The sequence below is a fragment of the Lacrimispora algidixylanolytica genome (genome assembly GCF_003609635.1).
In the GTDB taxonomy this organism is placed as follows: domain Bacteria; phylum Bacillota; class Clostridia; order Lachnospirales; family Lachnospiraceae; genus Lacrimispora; species Lacrimispora algidixylanolytica.
The window spans coordinates 1-15800 of record NZ_MCIA01000005.1 but is presented as its reverse complement, the minus strand read 5'-3'; the positions used below and the strand labels follow the sequence as shown (position 1 = coordinate 15800).

The window sequence follows — 15800 nt, the reverse complement described above, 5'->3', positions numbered from 1 at the left end:
AGAATCGCTAAACCTGGGCGCTAGGGCATAACTCCCTTAAAAAACATTCCCCACACTTAGGCTTTCTGGCTACGCAGATAGATCTGCCCAGTGTAATAATTTGTATGTTCCAAAGAATCCAGTGCTCCTTTGGAAGCACCTTCATCAGCTCATACTCGATCTTTTCTGGATCTTCTGATTTTGCAAATCCCAGCTTAATTGAAATGCGTTTGACGTGGGTATCCACAACAATGCTTGGCTGGTCATAAATATTCCCCAAAATTACATTGGCTGTTTTCCTACCAACTCCTGCAAGGGAGAGTAGCTCCTCCATGGTATCTGGAACATTTCCTCCAAATTTATTCATAAGATCTTGACAACAGGAAATGATATTCTTAGCCTTCATGTGGTAAAAACCAAGGGAATGAATATCCTTTTCAAGCTCCTTTAACTCTGCCTCTGCAAAATTCTTTGGGGATTTGTATTTTTGAAACAGATCCACGGTAACCAGATTCACTCTGGCATCCGTGCACTGGGCGCTTAAGATAACCGCAATTAAAAGCTGCCATGGAGTCTCATGGTTTAAATAGCAAATATATTCGGTTCCATACTCACTATCAAGAGCATGAAGCACCTTTTCTATCCGTTCTTTTCGCTCTGTTTTTGTTTCTCTTTTTGCCATTCATTCCTCCAAATGTCAATTTCATATACCGCTGCGTTATGGGTTAAGGGATCTCTATGCTTATAATCAAAAAGGACTGCCCGTTCTCCCCCAAACACTTCTACATGCGCCATTTTTATTAACTGTCTGGCCTCATATCCCTGATATCCTTCTTTTAAATAATAAAACGCTTTTGCTTCCTCAGCAAAGAAGGCTTTTACCTTTTCTTTATATGGCTCTTGGTCTAACGCAAAGGAAGGTCTGCTTTTTAGATTCTCCCTTAAATATAAATCATACACCAAAAGATCCCGGTACTTCGGCAATCGTTCTGGCACCAAACTTCCTATGAACTGCTCCAGCACTTCATAACGAGCCATACGGCTGTGACTGATCCCTGTCAGCTCCTGTTTATCATAGTATTCAGCAAGAGTCTCAAACATATCAAAAGGAGAAGGAAACTCTTTTAAAAGTTCTTCAATGGTAGTATTAAACTGCCCGCTGTTTCCATATACCACAAGCATTTCTTCCAGATTCTTTAATTTTAATACTTCTCCGTAATCTAGCCAATGGGTAGAAAGGACTTCATAGGGCGCCTGTTCCTTATACTTTACCTCATATTCTTTTGTCTTCTGATGCATGTAAGAGCCTTTTAATACCTTTAAAAATCCAAGTTGAAGCTGTTCTGGCTTCATCTCATAAACCTGATTAAAGGACCTTCGAAAGCTGCCATAATCTTCATAGGGAAGCCCGGCAATTAAATCCAGATGCTGATGGATATTACCAAATCCGTTGATCTTATCTACGGTCTCCTTTAAGCTTACAAGATCCATGGTCCGCCTGATTTCCTTAATGGTATCTAAGTTGGTGCTTTGGACGCCGATCTCAAGCTGTATGAGCCCCGGCCTCATGTGAGAGATTAAATCAAGCTCTTCCTCCGTCAAAAGATCTGCTGAAATTTCAAAATGAAAATTTGTGATCCCATTGTCATGTGCCAACAAATGTTTCCAGATACCAATGGTATGGGCATGGTTACAGTTAAAGGTCCTATCCACGAATTTCACTTGATTCACCTTACTTGCCAGGAAAAAATCAAGCTCCTGTTTTACCATCTCTGTATCACGAAACCGTACGGACTTATCGATCGAGGAAAGACAATAACTACAGGAAAATGGGCAGCCTCTACTGCTTTCATAATAAATAATCCTGTTATCAAAACCAGATAAGTCATCATAGAGAAATGGGATCTTACTTAAATCAACTCCCATTTTCAAAGGCCGTTCCAGAGGATTTCCGTCTTTGTCCCTTACCGCGGCCCCATCTATGGCTGTGAAATTGGAGGTTTCCTTATCAATATAGCTCTCCACTACTTTTGAAAAAGTCTCTTCCCCTTCGCCCATCATGATTCCAAAGACATTGGGTTCTCTTCGCATGATTTCAGAAGCATCATAAGACACTTCAGGACCTCCCAGCCAGATCTCCACCTGGGGGAGAATCTTTGGAAGGTCCCGAACAAGTTCCAAAACGTAAGACATATTCCAGATATAACAGGAAAATCCAACTACATCCGGCTTCTTCAAATAAATGTCTTTTAAAATATCATCAAGCTGGCTGTTGATGGTATATTCTCCAATCTCAATCTGAAATCTTCCATCTTTAAGCTCAGGCCGGTCAACATAAGTTTCCGCATAGGCTTTCAAGCTGTGGATTCCAGGATTGGAATGGATGTATTTGGCATTGAGTGCCGCCAGTAAAAATTTCATGTTAAACCTCTATCTCTATTTTTCTTCCAGTGGGCTGATACTGATAATACCGGACCCCTGCTGCATTTAACATTCTCTTTGAGGCATTGACCTCAGGAGTATCCGCATATTTATCGGAACCGTAGACAATTGTCTTGATGCCTGACTGGATAATCGCTTTCGCACATTCATTACAAGGAAATAAGGTTACATAAAGCTTGGATCCCTCCAGGCTTCCACCTCTGTAATTAAGAATAGCATTTAATTCACTATGAGTGGAATAGAAATATTTGGCATTGTAGGGATCATTTTCATCATTCTCTCTTTCCCATGGAAAATCATCGTCAGAGCATCCCATGGGAAACCCGTTATAGCCCATGGATAAAATCTTATTGTCCTCACTTACGATGCAGGCACCTACCTGCGTGCTTGGGTCTTTGGAGCGCTTTCCTGAAAGGAGGGCAACTCCCATAAAATATTCGTCCCATGTGATATAATCTTCCCGCTTTCCGGTCATACTGTCTCCTCCTTTTGAATCTTTAATATGTGATAACCAGCCGCTTTTGTCAACCGGTTCATAATAGCCTGTCCCAAATGGTCTTTGGAAAAGCTCTCGGAATAAATATAATCCGCTTCCAGATCATCAAACTCTCTGAGAACTCCATATAGGTTATGGGCAATGGTCTCTTCTTTCGCCCGCTCTCCCATGCTTCTTATGAAACCTTCCTGGTAATACTCCCTGCTTTCTTCCGTGCAAATAATACCAACACGAAACCCTTCTTCCAGCTTTTCTTTTGCCAGCCGATTAATGGTCGTAATAACATCTTCTGCATCACCCTCTACTAAGGTGAGGGAGGCTTTTGGAGCATAATGCCTGTATTTCATTCCTGGTGCCTTTGGCTTTACATCTTCACTTATTGGACCTGAGATGATGGCAGGATCAAGGCATATCTCTTGTCCAAGAACCTTTGATGCCATCTCCTGTGTGATAGCTCCGGGTCTTAGAATCATGGGTTCTTCACCAGAAACATCAATAATAGTTGATTCCACACCGATTCCAACGGCGCCTCCATCTACCACCATATCAATCTTTCCGTTCATATCCTGCCACACGTGGTCCGCGGTGGTAGGGCTTGGACGACCAGAGGTATTGGCACTGGGGGCTGCAATGGGGACTCCTGATAGGCGTATTAAAGTGCTTGCCACGAAATCATCCGGCATACGCACTGCCACCGTATCAAGACCTCCTGTAGTCCCGTATGGAACCAAATCACTCTTTTGAAAAACCAGGGTAAGGGGGCCGGGCCAGAAAGCTTCCATCAGCTTCCTTCCTGCCTCCGGTATATGAAGGACCAGTGGCGCCAGATCCTCAGTAGCGGCAATGTGGGCAATAAGCGGATTATCCGATGGTCTCCCCTTTGCCGCATAGATTTTTTTTGCTGCCTCTTCTTTTAAGGCATTGGCTCCCAGACCATACACGGTCTCTGTGGGAAATGCAACCAGACCACCGTCTTTTAAAATCTGAGCGGCACGTTTTAGTAAAACTTCATCTGGATGCTCTTTATCTTCTATATAAATTCGTTCTGTGATCATATAGCATTGCTCCTTTTCACTTCCATTTATCATATCACAGGCCATGTAACCGTGCAACTTCTTTGCTGATAAACAAAGGCTCTCCGGCGATTGTACCCTAAAAAACAATGGTTGCAGGTTCCCTCTAAAAATGATACCATGATAGAAACATTTTAACTTGGGAGGAACAAATTTGAAACTGATTATACCAGAACATTATGACCCCAAACTTTCTGTCCGCGAAACGCAGGAAGCCATTAAATACATAAGGGATACCTTTCAAAAAGAATTAGGTAAAGAAATGAACTTGGAGAGGATCTCTGCCCCCCTGTTTGTAAATAAGAACAGTGGACTAAATGATAACTTAAACGGAGTGGAACGCCCCGTTCAATTTGATCTTTTGGGTGTTCCAGGCCAAACCATGGAAGTGGTTCACTCTCTTGCCAAATGGAAGCGTATGGCCCTTCATGAATATGGCTTTTTACCTGGAGAAGGTCTTTATACGAATATGAATGCTATTCGAAGAGATGAGGAATTTGATAACCTTCACTCCTGTTACGTGGATCAGTGGGACTGGGAGAAGGTCATCACAAGAGAAGATCGCACCCTGGAAACCTTAAAGGATACCGTAAGAAACATCTTTAAGATCATCAAACACATGGAGCATGAAGTGTGGTATAAATATCCTCAGGCTGTGAAACAGCTTCCAGAGGACATTACTTTTATCACATCACAGGAGTTAGAAGACCGTTATCCTGATAAATCATCAAAGGAACGGGAAAACCTGATCACAAAAGAATTGGGCTGCGTTTTTCTTATGAAAATCGGAGACAAATTAAAAGGCGGAGAACCTCACGATGGAAGAGCTCCTGACTACGATGACTGGCAGTTGAACGGAGATATCTTATTCTGGTTTGATCATTTAGACTGCGCTCTGGAAATTTCCAGCATGGGAATCCGCGTGGATGAAACCTCACTGGCAGATCAGCTTAAAAAAGCAGATTGCGAAGACAGAAAAGACCTTCCATACCACAAAATGCTTTTAAATGGAGAACTCCCCTGTACCATCGGCGGAGGCATCGGGCAGTCACGTCTTTGTATGCTTCTTCTTGATCGTGCCCATGTGGGCGAAGTTCAGGCTAGCATTTGGCCGGAAGAGATGAGGGAAGCCTGCAGAAAGAATAATATCTTTCTTCTGTAAATTCCAATAGGAAGTGACTGCCATGAACCTATTACTTTGCGATGACCAATCCGAATTTATAAAAGAATTTACAAAACAACTGGAAGGATACTTTTTGTCAAGACAAGTATCCTTCCAGCTATTTGTGTTTTCAAAAGGAGAAGATTTATTAAAAGCTGATATTTCCCCGGATATTATTTTTTTAGACATCAAAATGGGGGGACTTTCCGGTATAGAAACTGCCCGAATCTTAAGAAACAATCAGATCCGTTCTAAAATTATATTTCTAACCGCCTATAAGCAATATGTATTTGATGCCTTTGATGTAGATGCCTCTCATTACCTTATAAAACCCGTGAAAGAAAAAAAGCTGGAAGCTGTTTTAGATCATGTGATGGAACAGCTAACCTCTGCAAAAACACAATTTCTCACCATTCAATCCGGTTCTTGCATTCAGCGATTTTCTTATTCTGACATCCTTTATCTGGAGGTTAGGAACAGAAAGGTAACTGTCCACTCCCAGACCGGTAACGTTGATTTTTATGGAAAGCTAGATACACTGGAAAAATGTCTCCCTACCCATTTCTTTCGATGTCATAGAAGTTTCATCGTAAACATGGACTTCGTAATGCAAATCAGCAAAACCGATCTGCTCATAACAAACGGGGAACTCATTCCTGTGAGTAAGCGGAAATATCAGGACTTTTCCATTGCATTTATGAAGCAGATGCAGAAGGAGGGGTTATCATAATTCAGTATTTATTTTCTGTGCTGATTGAATATCATTTTCTTAGCAGAATTCTAAAAGCCAGATTTAGTAAGATTGTGACCTTTTTGGGAATCGCAGTGATTCAAGGACTGGTAAGTTTTATCAACATAAACTGCGGGCTGTACAAGGTTTTTCCACAACAGGTTTTCTTTCTTCTCACTACCATTTTTATGGTAATCGCTTTGTTCCAAAGTAATACTGGGAAAAAAGTAATGATCGCAATCTTCATGGACGGCCTGGGGTACACTTCCAGCTTTATCTTTCTTCCTCTGATTCAGTATGCTGCGAAAAGAGTGGTGGATCATTATTTCTTATTTGACTTATTATATCGTCTATGCGATATTTTGACCCTTCTCTTCTTCGCCGTAGTTTTGGAGTGGGTGGCAAGAAAATACAGACATCTCCAGGGGGAAATTACGATGGAAGGGAACTTCTATCTGCTGATACTGTCCTGCTTCATAAAATACTCCGTGATTTATTACGGAACCAGCCGCATGAATTCTGATAACAGCCTATGGACCAATATACTCATCTCAATTGCTGCCATAACCGGAGTGATTCTCCTTTTGTTTTCTCTCTATTATGTTGACCGGAGATTAATTCTTGCACTGGAAAAACAACAAAACTTATTTTTGGAACAGCAAATGGCGGCATGGAAGGAAGAAGAAAAACAACTATCAGCATTCCGTCACGATTTTAAAAATCATATGCTGTGTATAAAAAATCTGATATCCAACGGGAAGGCTTCAGAAGCCGGAGAATATCTAAATTCCATCACCCACACGGTCAACTCCTTATCTCCCCATATTTCCACAGGAAATGTTTATGCAGATGCTATTATAAGGGAAAAACTAGTTCTCGCACACGCAGGAGGGATTGCTCTTGAAACCGATTTGATCTTTCCTTCCTTTGAAATGCTGGCACCTATGGACTTATGTATCATCTTAAGCAATGCCCTCGATAATGCATTGGAAGCTTGCACAAAGCTTTCAAAAGAAGAAATAAAAACCATAAAGGCCGTCTCCTATGTCCGTCATTCCTGCCTCATGATTGAGATAAAAAACCCTATACCCTGTTTCTACGTGGAGAAATCCTTCCTTTTTCAATCAACCAAGAAAGATTCTCAGTTTCACGGAATTGGTCTTTCAAACATCAAGCAGGCCATAGATCGCTGTAACGGAACCCTGGAGCTATCTACTGAGAATAGAATCTTTCATTTCTCTGCCATGCTCCCGTTGATGCAAGAGGACGTAAAATCCCGTTCACCACAGTAACTTTACCGTTTACTGCATCCCTCTTATATCGGATGGCATATAACCGATACATTACATAGTAACTACAGATAGGAGGGAATATCATGTATATCGGAACGTTGAATGCATCACCTAGGGGACTTAATATTCAGTCCATAAACCAATCGGCTGCAATCAAAAACGAAGCCTTAAATGGTATAAAGGCAGATAGAACCAAAACTGATATGATTGCGGTTTCTCCAATGGGGAAAAAACAGAGTATGATCGAACAGTTAATGAAACAAAAAGAATCTTTGCAAGAAAGAAAAGAGTCCTTAATGAATTCCGCTGCTGAAAATGGGACATCCGGATTGGATATGCAGCTCAAAGAATATGAACAGCAGATGAAAGACATTGACCAGCAAATCCTGCAACTTCAATCAAAAGATAAGGATGAAAAAGAAACTGAGGACAATACTGGTAAGATTTATGAAAAACCAAAAACCAAAGAAGAGATAGAAGTAAGCCAGTTAGATGACTTGACTGCATTATCCAATGGAACTGACCATGCAAAGGTAATCACTTCAGCTAAAAACCAATTAGATGGCCAGATAAAGGTGTTGAATGCAGAAGTACATTCCATCAACGGAAGTACCACGTCAAAATTAGAGAAAATTTCTCAACTGAAAAGCCGATCCAATAAAATATCATCAGAGATTGCAGAAAAGCTGGGAGATTCCTTAGATACCATATCCGAGAGGCATGAAGATGCAGCAAAACCGGAAAATGAGACTCAAACAAATGGAACGGAAAATCCATTATCTTCTGCCGACTCTACAGATAAGTCAGAAACTGATGACTCACAATCTTAAATTAAGGCTTGCATCCTGCTCTCCATGATTAAAGTAGATTGCATATATAATAGTACCCTGGTAGTTAAACACAGCCTTTTTATTGTGTCTAATCACCAGGGTACTCCTTATCTTCCATTTAAATATTCCATAATTCCCATATGAATTGTCCATGCCACGCGGTCCTGGTATTCCTCTGAATTTAGTGACGCTGCTTCTTTCCAGTTTGTTAAAAATCCACATTCCACAATTACGATAGGAGATTTCACATGCAGCAATAAGTAATAATTATCGTTTGATTTTGCCAGCCTTGTATTCTTCTCACCCAAAACGTAATCAAATCTTTCTTGTATGATTTCCGCCAGCCGTTTTCCCTTATCTGATTTCTTATAGTAAAATACCTGTCCTCCGGAAACTTCCTCCTGATGGTAGCTGTTTTGATGAATGCTGACGGTAAGATCTGGGCTTGAATCATTGATGATGTCACACCGTTTCGTCATATCAGCCATCTTTTTTCTGCTGTCCCGCTCTGTATAAAGTCCATTGTCATTCTTCCTTGTCAGCACCACATCAACGTCAGACGCTTCTAGGTATTTTTTCAACCGGTAAGCAATCTGAAGATTGATATCCTTTTCCAGAGTCCCATCAATTCCAATCTTACCCGGATCATTCCCTCCATGTCCGGCATCGATTACAATCACGGGCTTTTCCTTGCCTGCCTTCACACTGACACCTGCCGTCATCTTACCGGCATGGCTGGATACGACATATACTAATACAAGCAAAATCACCGCCATAAACGGTTCCCATTTTCTTAATTTCACATTATCTACCCGAAACACATTCTTAATGAATTATATCTTACAGTGAAATAAAAAAGAACCAGTTAAGACGACTTTCCATCATTCTTTGTCCAGTAAATTATAGTCTTTTGTTCCATCTGATGTAATCCATTGCAGGTACTGGGATAGAATGCTCTGATAGCCCTCTTCCTCCCACATTTTATAACCAGGTTTTTTCATGACTTTATCCCGGATGGAATAGACCTTTCCAGCCGTACTGGCCACATTAAGCTCGGCATATACTTTCGCCATCTGATCTCTTTGATACTTTGTAAGACCCTTAAGGTCGACTCTACGGTCAAATTCATCCTGCGCCTGATTGTAAAATACCTTATTTAAAAAACGATTTCCATAGATCTTAAAATCCAAAAGATTCTTATCCTTATTCCCCGTCTTTAAAGCCCATGCCTTCATATCAAGAGGCTTTGTATGGTACCGAAACCCGCCATCTTCTCCATAATACAGTATCCCATACTGGCAGGGAGGGGTGGATAAGGAGCTGGTAACGATTTCCTGAATCCCAGTCTCTTTGGTGGACTTCATATTATGCTGGACATGGAGGTGGCCGCTTAAATAAAGTGGAACCTCCCAGCTTTCCAACTGATCAATAAGCTGCTCGCTATGTTCAATGGTGCAATCATCTAAATAGACCTCACTCTCATCTAGAAGATTGTGGTGGCTCACTGGAATTACCTTCATTCCAAGATCGTGAGCTTCTTCCATCTGTTCCTCGATCCAGTCATAGGTATCGTCTTTTATCATTCCACCAACCAGGTTTTTAGGCTCATACTGACTGCTATCAAGCATAAAAGCTCTGGTGCTATCGTCAATCTGATAGACATAACTAAGTGATGCACTATCCCGGCTGACCGCTTCATTATATCCAAAGTCCTGGTAGATTTCCTCAAATTCCTGTGGAGTGATAGAATTAGCTTCTTGTGTAGAATCCCCTGTAAAACGGGCAGCTTTCGGATTATTGATATCATGATTGCCTGGTATTACAATAACGGGGATTTTCGCATCCTCAATCTCTTGAAGCTTTGCTGCAAATTCCTTATGGCTTTCTTTTTCCCCGTTGTAAGTTAGATCTCCGCTAAGAATTACAACATCCGGCTTCTCTTCCTTCACTTCCTCTATAAAAGCATCAGTGATCTCCCAGATATATGGCATCACCTTTCCGTCCCCATGATCTACGGTATATTGAAAGCTTTTTTGAAAGTCCGTCAAGTCTTTCGCAAGATAATGTGTATCGGTAGCAATCACAATTTTTACGTCTTTTTCCGTCTCTGCCTCAGACGATGGGCTTTCTGTGCTCTGCTGGGTGTCCTCTGTTGTGGGAGCTATCGTAGATGGCGCCTCTGTTTCTGTGGCACTTTCTCCACTCTCTGTTGTGTTATCCGGCACCTGCTGCTTTAGCGAACATCCTGCTGATACACATACGGCTGCTATGACTGCTGCCAATAGGAACCTCTTTTTCATGACATGACCTTCCTGTCTTATACTCTCATTTGTTTATTTGTTATCCAGCTTAATCTCATCCCAAAGATCAGCGGGTTCAAATCCAAGCTTCCAACAGGCAACTCCTGCCAGATTATACTGTTTGATTAGATTCATCTTAAGTCCAGTGGAACGCTCTTCTTCCATCCAAATCTTCTTAAGCCCATCAGATGTCTTAATTTCTCCATAATATTGACCGGATTCATCCAACCAGCTTAATTCCACCTGATTCTCGCTGACCCAATCTTTTGCTTTTGCAATTCCAATGGATGAGGATGTGGTTTTTCCATTTTCGTCTTCCGTCCAGACTCTGGTGTAAAATGGAATAGCCAAAACAACCTTTTCCTTGGGTACTTCTAAAAGGGTGTCCTTCACGCCGTTTTCTACATATCCAATGGAAGCTACAGAACCTGAATTCCCTCCGGAATAATGTTCATCATATCCCATGATGATTACATAATCGGCAACAATCCCCTGTTCCTTTCGGTTATAGAACTTATTCCCAGCCATCGGAACATAGTTATCAACCGACAAAACAAGTCCATCTTGCCGGCAGGAGATGGAAAGTTCCCGGATAAACTCGATGTAATGAACTCCGGCTTCTTCTTTAATCCCTTCAAAGTCAAGGTTAATTCCATCAAACCCATACTTTTCCGCCTCAGCCATCAAAGATTCAATCAGCTTACGCCTAGTGGTTGTCTTTGATAAAAGAATCTCCGTATTCACATCCTTACTAAAATTGTTGATTAGTGCCCATACCTTTAATCCTTTTTCATGGGCCTTTTTCACGTACCCTGCATCAGCCAGGGAACGGAAATTCCCTTCATTATCCGTAAGCTCATACCAGGTAGGAGAAATGACATTGACTCCTTTTGTATTAGCGATAAGGTTATCAAAGGATGAATTTCCCTCGGCAGTGGTTAACTGATGCCAGGCAAGGGTAACTGGTTTTTCCATCGTTATATTTTTATAAACTGGCTTTTCAAAGGTGCTTTTTAAAGGTTCGCTTGATTTCTCTGATAGACGCCTGTGCTCCACATAACCGACGAATCCATCTTCTGTACGAACTTTATCCCATCGTTTCATGGATTCGACTACCGTAACACGGCTTCCCTTTGCAGTCCAGGTTATAATAGGGCTTTTTACGCCTCCCTTAACCCGGATATTACTATTTTTCATTACTACGGCAGTGTTTAACTCATCCCATGTATCGTTTATGTAAACTCTCTTATTCTGAGCACCATCATACGCTGCTACTCTAATATCTGTATAGTTGGACACCAATCCGGCTGAAAGATACACATCGTTTTGATCGACCCAAATAAGGGGTTTTCCGGTGCTTCCCATAGTGGTATGATCTGCATAGACAATGGAGTCTGGCAGTGCATAGACCAAAAGCTTTTCATTTGTATCCCAGTAAAAACGTTCATTTAGCGTACGATTCACCCAGTCAATGGGGAGGTAGGTCTGACCTTCTACATAAATCCCCTTCTCTTCCTGTAATTCCTCATTGAGAAAAAGGGCTACTTTTTTATCGGTTACTCCCAGCAGTTGTGTGATATCTGCCTTTTCATCTGTTGGAATATATCGTTCCAAAATTCGGCTTCCAAAAAATCCGAAGATTAATATAAACATCAATCCCAGCGCCACGTAAACCGGCACGGCTTTTCGATTCATCTGCTATCCTCCTGCTATCTAGTGGTACTATTTATCCATGGTTGTACATTTTCTTTTCGATTATATCATATTTCCTGATTTTTGGAATTTACATTTTCATTACGTTCATTTATCCCCTGATCCCACCCTGATGCGCAGGCTAGCCAACTTTAGGCTGAAGATGGTATCCCAATGCGCACCCCATATGCCACTGGAGAATTATCGATTATAAATTTTATCAAATCTTATCTCCTGCAGCTTCCCGGTTGTTTCATCCGGTATATAGTCCGCCATATAAAAATAATCATCCTCCTTTACTTCAAATATTTTACTCCAATCTTCTTCCGGCAGTTCTTCCCCATCTATAACAATGGAAATTCCCAAATCCCGATATTTTTTAAGCCCCTCCAGATATTGGGCTTTTTCGATACCCTCCGCCCGGTCTCTGGCATTTTCTTTTTTCATATGTATCTCCCCTGTAAACTCTTTTGTAAGAAGACCGCGAGAAAGAGGACCACAAGGATTGTTGCGTGACAAAAATCCTCTTTTGCGGTCTTAAAATAACTGCTGGTAAAATTTCATAATTTCTCCGGTGACAGCAAACGCGTCTACTGAAACTGGAATTCTTCGTACCGGGCGTTTTAGCCTCTTTTCCATATTTTTTCTGGCTTCTTCACTACCAAATGTCAGGAAGGTTTCCCAGCTCTTTTCCGCCTTATTCCCTTTACTCTCAAACTCCAGAAACGCCTCCATCTGCCACTCACTTAAGCTTCCTAAAACAAATTGCCTGTCGCATCTTAGAAACTCTTTAAATCCGCCGTCCCCCACGGTGCCATAATCCACAATCACCGTCTCAAATCCAGACTTTTTACACATCAAAAGTGTATTAATTCCCGCATTTTCATAATACTTGACCTCAAGGATTTTGAAAGCTGTGCTCTTATTGTCTTCCTTTGCGCATCCCCTTCTCATACGAGCAAAATCGCCATGACTGTTCCATTCCAAAACAGCACACCTTCGTCTTAAAACACCGCTTAAATACCCTGCTGTCATAATCGCAAAATGAGTTGCGCCCACGCTGTCTCCTGTACCAATGATGCCAATGGTCTCCTGGCTCACCTCTTTCGTTCCAAACCTTAGAAATGGCCAAAATGACTTTCTCTTCCCTTTCATAATTACCTTTCCTTCCAAAAGGACTTACCTATTCCCAAAAACCATGACATCAGCCAGTTTTTTATTCCTAAAAACCACCTTTTCTCCATGCTTTTATCTTCTAAAAGCGTTATCAAAAGCATCTCATAAAAATGGTGGGCTTCCTTATCTATGGAAAATGGATCCGGAAAGTTGGGCGCACGAAAACAACGGGTGGCTAGTACTCCCTCCGGAAGCTTAATTTTGGCCTTTAAATCTGTGTGATTATATACAATTGCATATGGCAGTCCCTTTTTTACTACTTGGCTAGCTGCCCGTTTAGACTGGCTGACACTCCATGGACTGCCGTCACAAACCATTAGGACCGCATTGATATCTCCGGTGAGGAGCGCTTCTCCACTGGCACCATAATCCAATATTCTCACATTTATGGGAGGATCTTTTAACTTTACTCCTGGGCCGTAATAGGGTTTCCACACAAAACCATGATGCCGCATAAGGCCATACTGGTCCCGGTTTCCTCCGACATAATGACTCATCCCGGCTCCCATTCCGGAATCTGTTTTTTCTTCTAATAAATTGGGGTAACCTTGATTTCTAAGATAGACAGACAGGCCGATTCCAATATGAGTTGCTCCGGCCCCTGACTTGCTCCCAAACAGAGCAATGGTAAGAGATGATGATTGTAGACGGTCTTTTGCAGCCGTTCCCATGTTTTTAAGCTGTTTTAGCCTTTCTCCCAGCTCTTGTGCCGATGAAAAGCGCTCTTCTTTTTCTTCCATGATGCATCCTGATATGATGGCGAGCAAATTAGGATCCGCTGCTTGGTCCGGTTGAAAGGGCAGTTTGGGAAATGTTCCTGTATATAAATAGTGGAGAATAGCACCAATGGCATAGATATCTGTTCTCTCATCAAGGATTCCTTCTTTTTTATACTGCTCCGGTGCCGCACATCCTACGGTTCCGTATCGCTTACCTGGCTCATTGGCCTCATCCATAGATGCAGCAAGTCCAAAATCGATTAGCTTCACAGTGTCATGACACAACATTAGGTTCTTAGGCTGTAAATCCAAATGTAAAATGGGATTAGTTCCTGCGGAATGCAGGTAATGAATGATATTGGTTAACTGGATTCCATAAAATATGGCCAGTTCCCTAGATAGATGGCCTTGCTTTTTCACAAGGTCGTACAAAGATTCTCCTTCCAGATACTCTTCGATTAAATAACTATAAGATTCGTCTTCTTCTACGTCATAAACAATGGGAATTCCGGGATGGCGAAGCTCCTTTAGAACAAGGGCTTCTCGTCTGAAACGATCGTAATTAAGAAGGCTTTTGGGCACCCGCTTGATCGCACGGTATTCCTCAAGCCCAAGATGAACCGCCAGAAAAACTGTTCCTGCCCGGCCGGTTCCCAAGATGCCGTATAGTTGATATTTTCCAAACAGAACGGCGCTTATCGCAGCCACCTCCTTATTGCCTGTCCAATATCATCTCTTAGCATCCATTTTATTCCATTTCCTCTATTTTATCAACTGTTTTTCCTATTAAATTTACAAAATATATGGAACCCTATCTTTACCTATTTCAATTTCACCTTCAACCAATGGTGAACAAGACAATCACCGCTTCATTAAATGGTCGACATCTCTTTTATTATATCTGCATTGTCTTTACCGCATAATTCCCTCATAGCATACTTGCATAACATTGAATCATGCCCTATACGCTCTGAGTTCTCTCTCAGACTCTAAGGGATTTTCTGATTATACTAATGGCACTTCTTTTCTTGTAGATTTAGCTCCTAAATTCCATTTTTCAATTGCTTCTTTTACTCCTGCATAGATATCTAACAATTCATTGTTGTTTGTGATAAGAAAGTTGGTATCATCTACTTTATATACAGGAATGTATTATTCATCCACTGTTAAATGTGATTTATAAGTCCTAAAACCTTTCTGTTTTTGATAAAGCATAAGTCTTAATGAATTTGCCCTCTTTATACCCAATTATTTTAATTTTCCTTCAAATAGGCTTGACCTTTATTAGCAAGGCTTAATGTTGCTAGAATATAATACCTTAAGTATTAAACTACATTGCTAAATAATTGATAGGAAGGAGTATTATGCAGCCTGAGGAAATACAAGGAATGAATATATGCGATTGTTGTGGCAGAAAAAAATGTTCATCGGATAGATGTTTCAATCAAGGAAACATAAATTGTGAACCTTGCCCGTGCCAATGCTGTCGTTGTTGCCGTTGTATAGGCCCGGCTGGGGCTACTGGACCGACTGGAGCTACTGGGGATACCGGAGCTCAGGGAGTCGCTGGACCTCAGGGAACCACTGGACCGGCCGGGCCTATTGGCGCTACTGGGCCGACCAGCGACACCGGACCGACTGGCGATACCGGACCGACTGGCGATACCGGGTCGACTGGCGATACCGGGTCGACTGGCGATACCGGACCGACTGGCGATACTGGACCGGCCGGTGACACTGGGCCTACTGGCCCCACTGGACCTGCCGGCGACACGGGACCTACTGCTGATACTGGGTCTACTGGCGATACTGGACCTACCGGTGATACAGGGCCTACTGGACTTAACGGAGATACTGGACCTACTGGACCTACTGGACCTACTGGACCTACTGGACCTACTGGACCTAC

15 protein-coding genes are annotated in these 15800 nt (G+C 41.9%); 5 read left to right on the top strand and 10 right to left on the bottom strand.

The window, feature by feature from the left end:
- Positions 1-7 precede the first annotated feature (7 nt).
- Genes nth through BET01_RS04355 form a run of 4 tightly spaced genes read right to left on the bottom strand, consistent with a single transcriptional unit; the run spans position 8 to position 3972 of the window.
- On the bottom strand, positions 8-661 hold the full coding sequence (nth, locus tag BET01_RS04370) for an endonuclease III (protein WP_120195551.1): 654 nt from the start codon (positions 659-661) through the stop codon (positions 8-10).
- Positions 619-2400, bottom strand: a complete 1782-nt coding sequence (locus tag BET01_RS04365; RefSeq protein WP_120195550.1) for a B12-binding domain-containing radical SAM protein — start codon at positions 2398-2400, stop codon at positions 619-621. The genes nth and BET01_RS04365 overlap by 43 nt, the downstream gene beginning before the upstream one ends.
- Before the next feature lies 1 nt (position 2401).
- A complete protein-coding gene (locus BET01_RS04360) occupies positions 2402-2896 on the bottom strand; it encodes a deoxycytidylate deaminase (RefSeq protein ID WP_120195549.1) in 495 nt (164 codons plus the stop codon).
- Positions 2893-3972, bottom strand: coding sequence for an L-threonylcarbamoyladenylate synthase (locus BET01_RS04355; RefSeq protein WP_120195581.1), 1080 nt, complete (start codon positions 3970-3972; stop codon positions 2893-2895). The genes BET01_RS04360 and BET01_RS04355 overlap by 4 nt, the downstream gene beginning before the upstream one ends.
- Before the next feature lie 172 nt (positions 3973-4144).
- Between BET01_RS04355 and asnA the strand changes: the two genes are divergently transcribed.
- The 4 genes from asnA to BET01_RS04335 all read left to right on the top strand — a co-directional run bounded on the left by asnA (position 4145) and on the right by BET01_RS04335 (position 8004).
- Positions 4145-5152: an aspartate--ammonia ligase gene (gene asnA, locus BET01_RS04350; RefSeq protein WP_120195548.1), complete on the top strand. Its 1008-nt coding sequence runs from the start codon at positions 4145-4147 to the stop codon at positions 5150-5152.
- A gap of 22 nt (positions 5153-5174) precedes the next feature.
- Positions 5175-5882: a LytR/AlgR family response regulator transcription factor gene (locus tag BET01_RS04345; RefSeq protein ID WP_120195547.1), complete on the top strand. Its 708-nt coding sequence runs from the start codon at positions 5175-5177 to the stop codon at positions 5880-5882.
- Positions 5883-6112: 230 nt separating this feature from the next.
- The gene (locus BET01_RS04340; protein WP_158584981.1) at positions 6113-7174 is read left to right on the top strand and encodes a sensor histidine kinase; all 1062 of its coding nucleotides are present in this window, start codon (positions 6113-6115) and stop codon (positions 7172-7174) included.
- Positions 7175-7257: 83 nt separating this feature from the next.
- Complete coding sequence (locus tag BET01_RS04335; RefSeq protein WP_120195545.1) at positions 7258-8004, top strand: GumC domain-containing protein; 747 nt, start codon at positions 7258-7260, stop codon at positions 8002-8004.
- 107 nt (positions 8005-8111) lie between these two features.
- On the opposite strand, the gene BET01_RS04330 is transcribed toward BET01_RS04335, so the two are convergent.
- The 6 genes from BET01_RS04330 to BET01_RS04305 all read right to left on the bottom strand — a co-directional run bounded on the left by BET01_RS04330 (position 8112) and on the right by BET01_RS04305 (position 14599).
- On the bottom strand, positions 8112-8807 hold the full coding sequence (locus BET01_RS04330; RefSeq protein ID WP_120195544.1) for an N-acetylmuramoyl-L-alanine amidase: 696 nt from the start codon (positions 8805-8807) through the stop codon (positions 8112-8114).
- 78 nt (positions 8808-8885) lie between these two features.
- Positions 8886-10304 carry a metallophosphoesterase gene (locus tag BET01_RS04325; protein ID WP_120195543.1) on the bottom strand — a complete coding sequence of 473 codons (1419 nt, stop codon included), beginning with the start codon at positions 10302-10304 and terminating at the stop codon, positions 8886-8888.
- Positions 10305-10337: 33 nt separating this feature from the next.
- Complete coding sequence (locus tag BET01_RS04320) at positions 10338-11999, bottom strand: glycosyl hydrolase family 18 protein (RefSeq protein WP_120195542.1); 1662 nt, start codon at positions 11997-11999, stop codon at positions 10338-10340.
- Between the two features lie 198 nt (positions 12000-12197).
- Positions 12198-12443, bottom strand: a complete 246-nt coding sequence (locus tag BET01_RS04315) for a hypothetical protein (protein ID WP_120195541.1) — start codon at positions 12441-12443, stop codon at positions 12198-12200.
- A gap of 90 nt (positions 12444-12533) precedes the next feature.
- A complete protein-coding gene (locus BET01_RS04310; protein WP_120195540.1) occupies positions 12534-13151 on the bottom strand; it encodes a hypothetical protein in 618 nt (205 codons plus the stop codon).
- A gap of 2 nt (positions 13152-13153) precedes the next feature.
- Positions 13154-14599 (bottom strand): serine/threonine protein kinase, encoded by a 1446-nt coding sequence (locus BET01_RS04305; protein ID WP_120195539.1) that lies wholly within the window; start codon positions 14597-14599, stop codon positions 13154-13156.
- Between the two features lie 894 nt (positions 14600-15493).
- Here BET01_RS04305 and BET01_RS21440 point away from each other — a divergent pair.
- The coding region (locus tag BET01_RS21440) for a hypothetical protein (RefSeq protein WP_279221922.1) at positions 15494-15800 on the top strand (307 nt) is incomplete at its 3' end.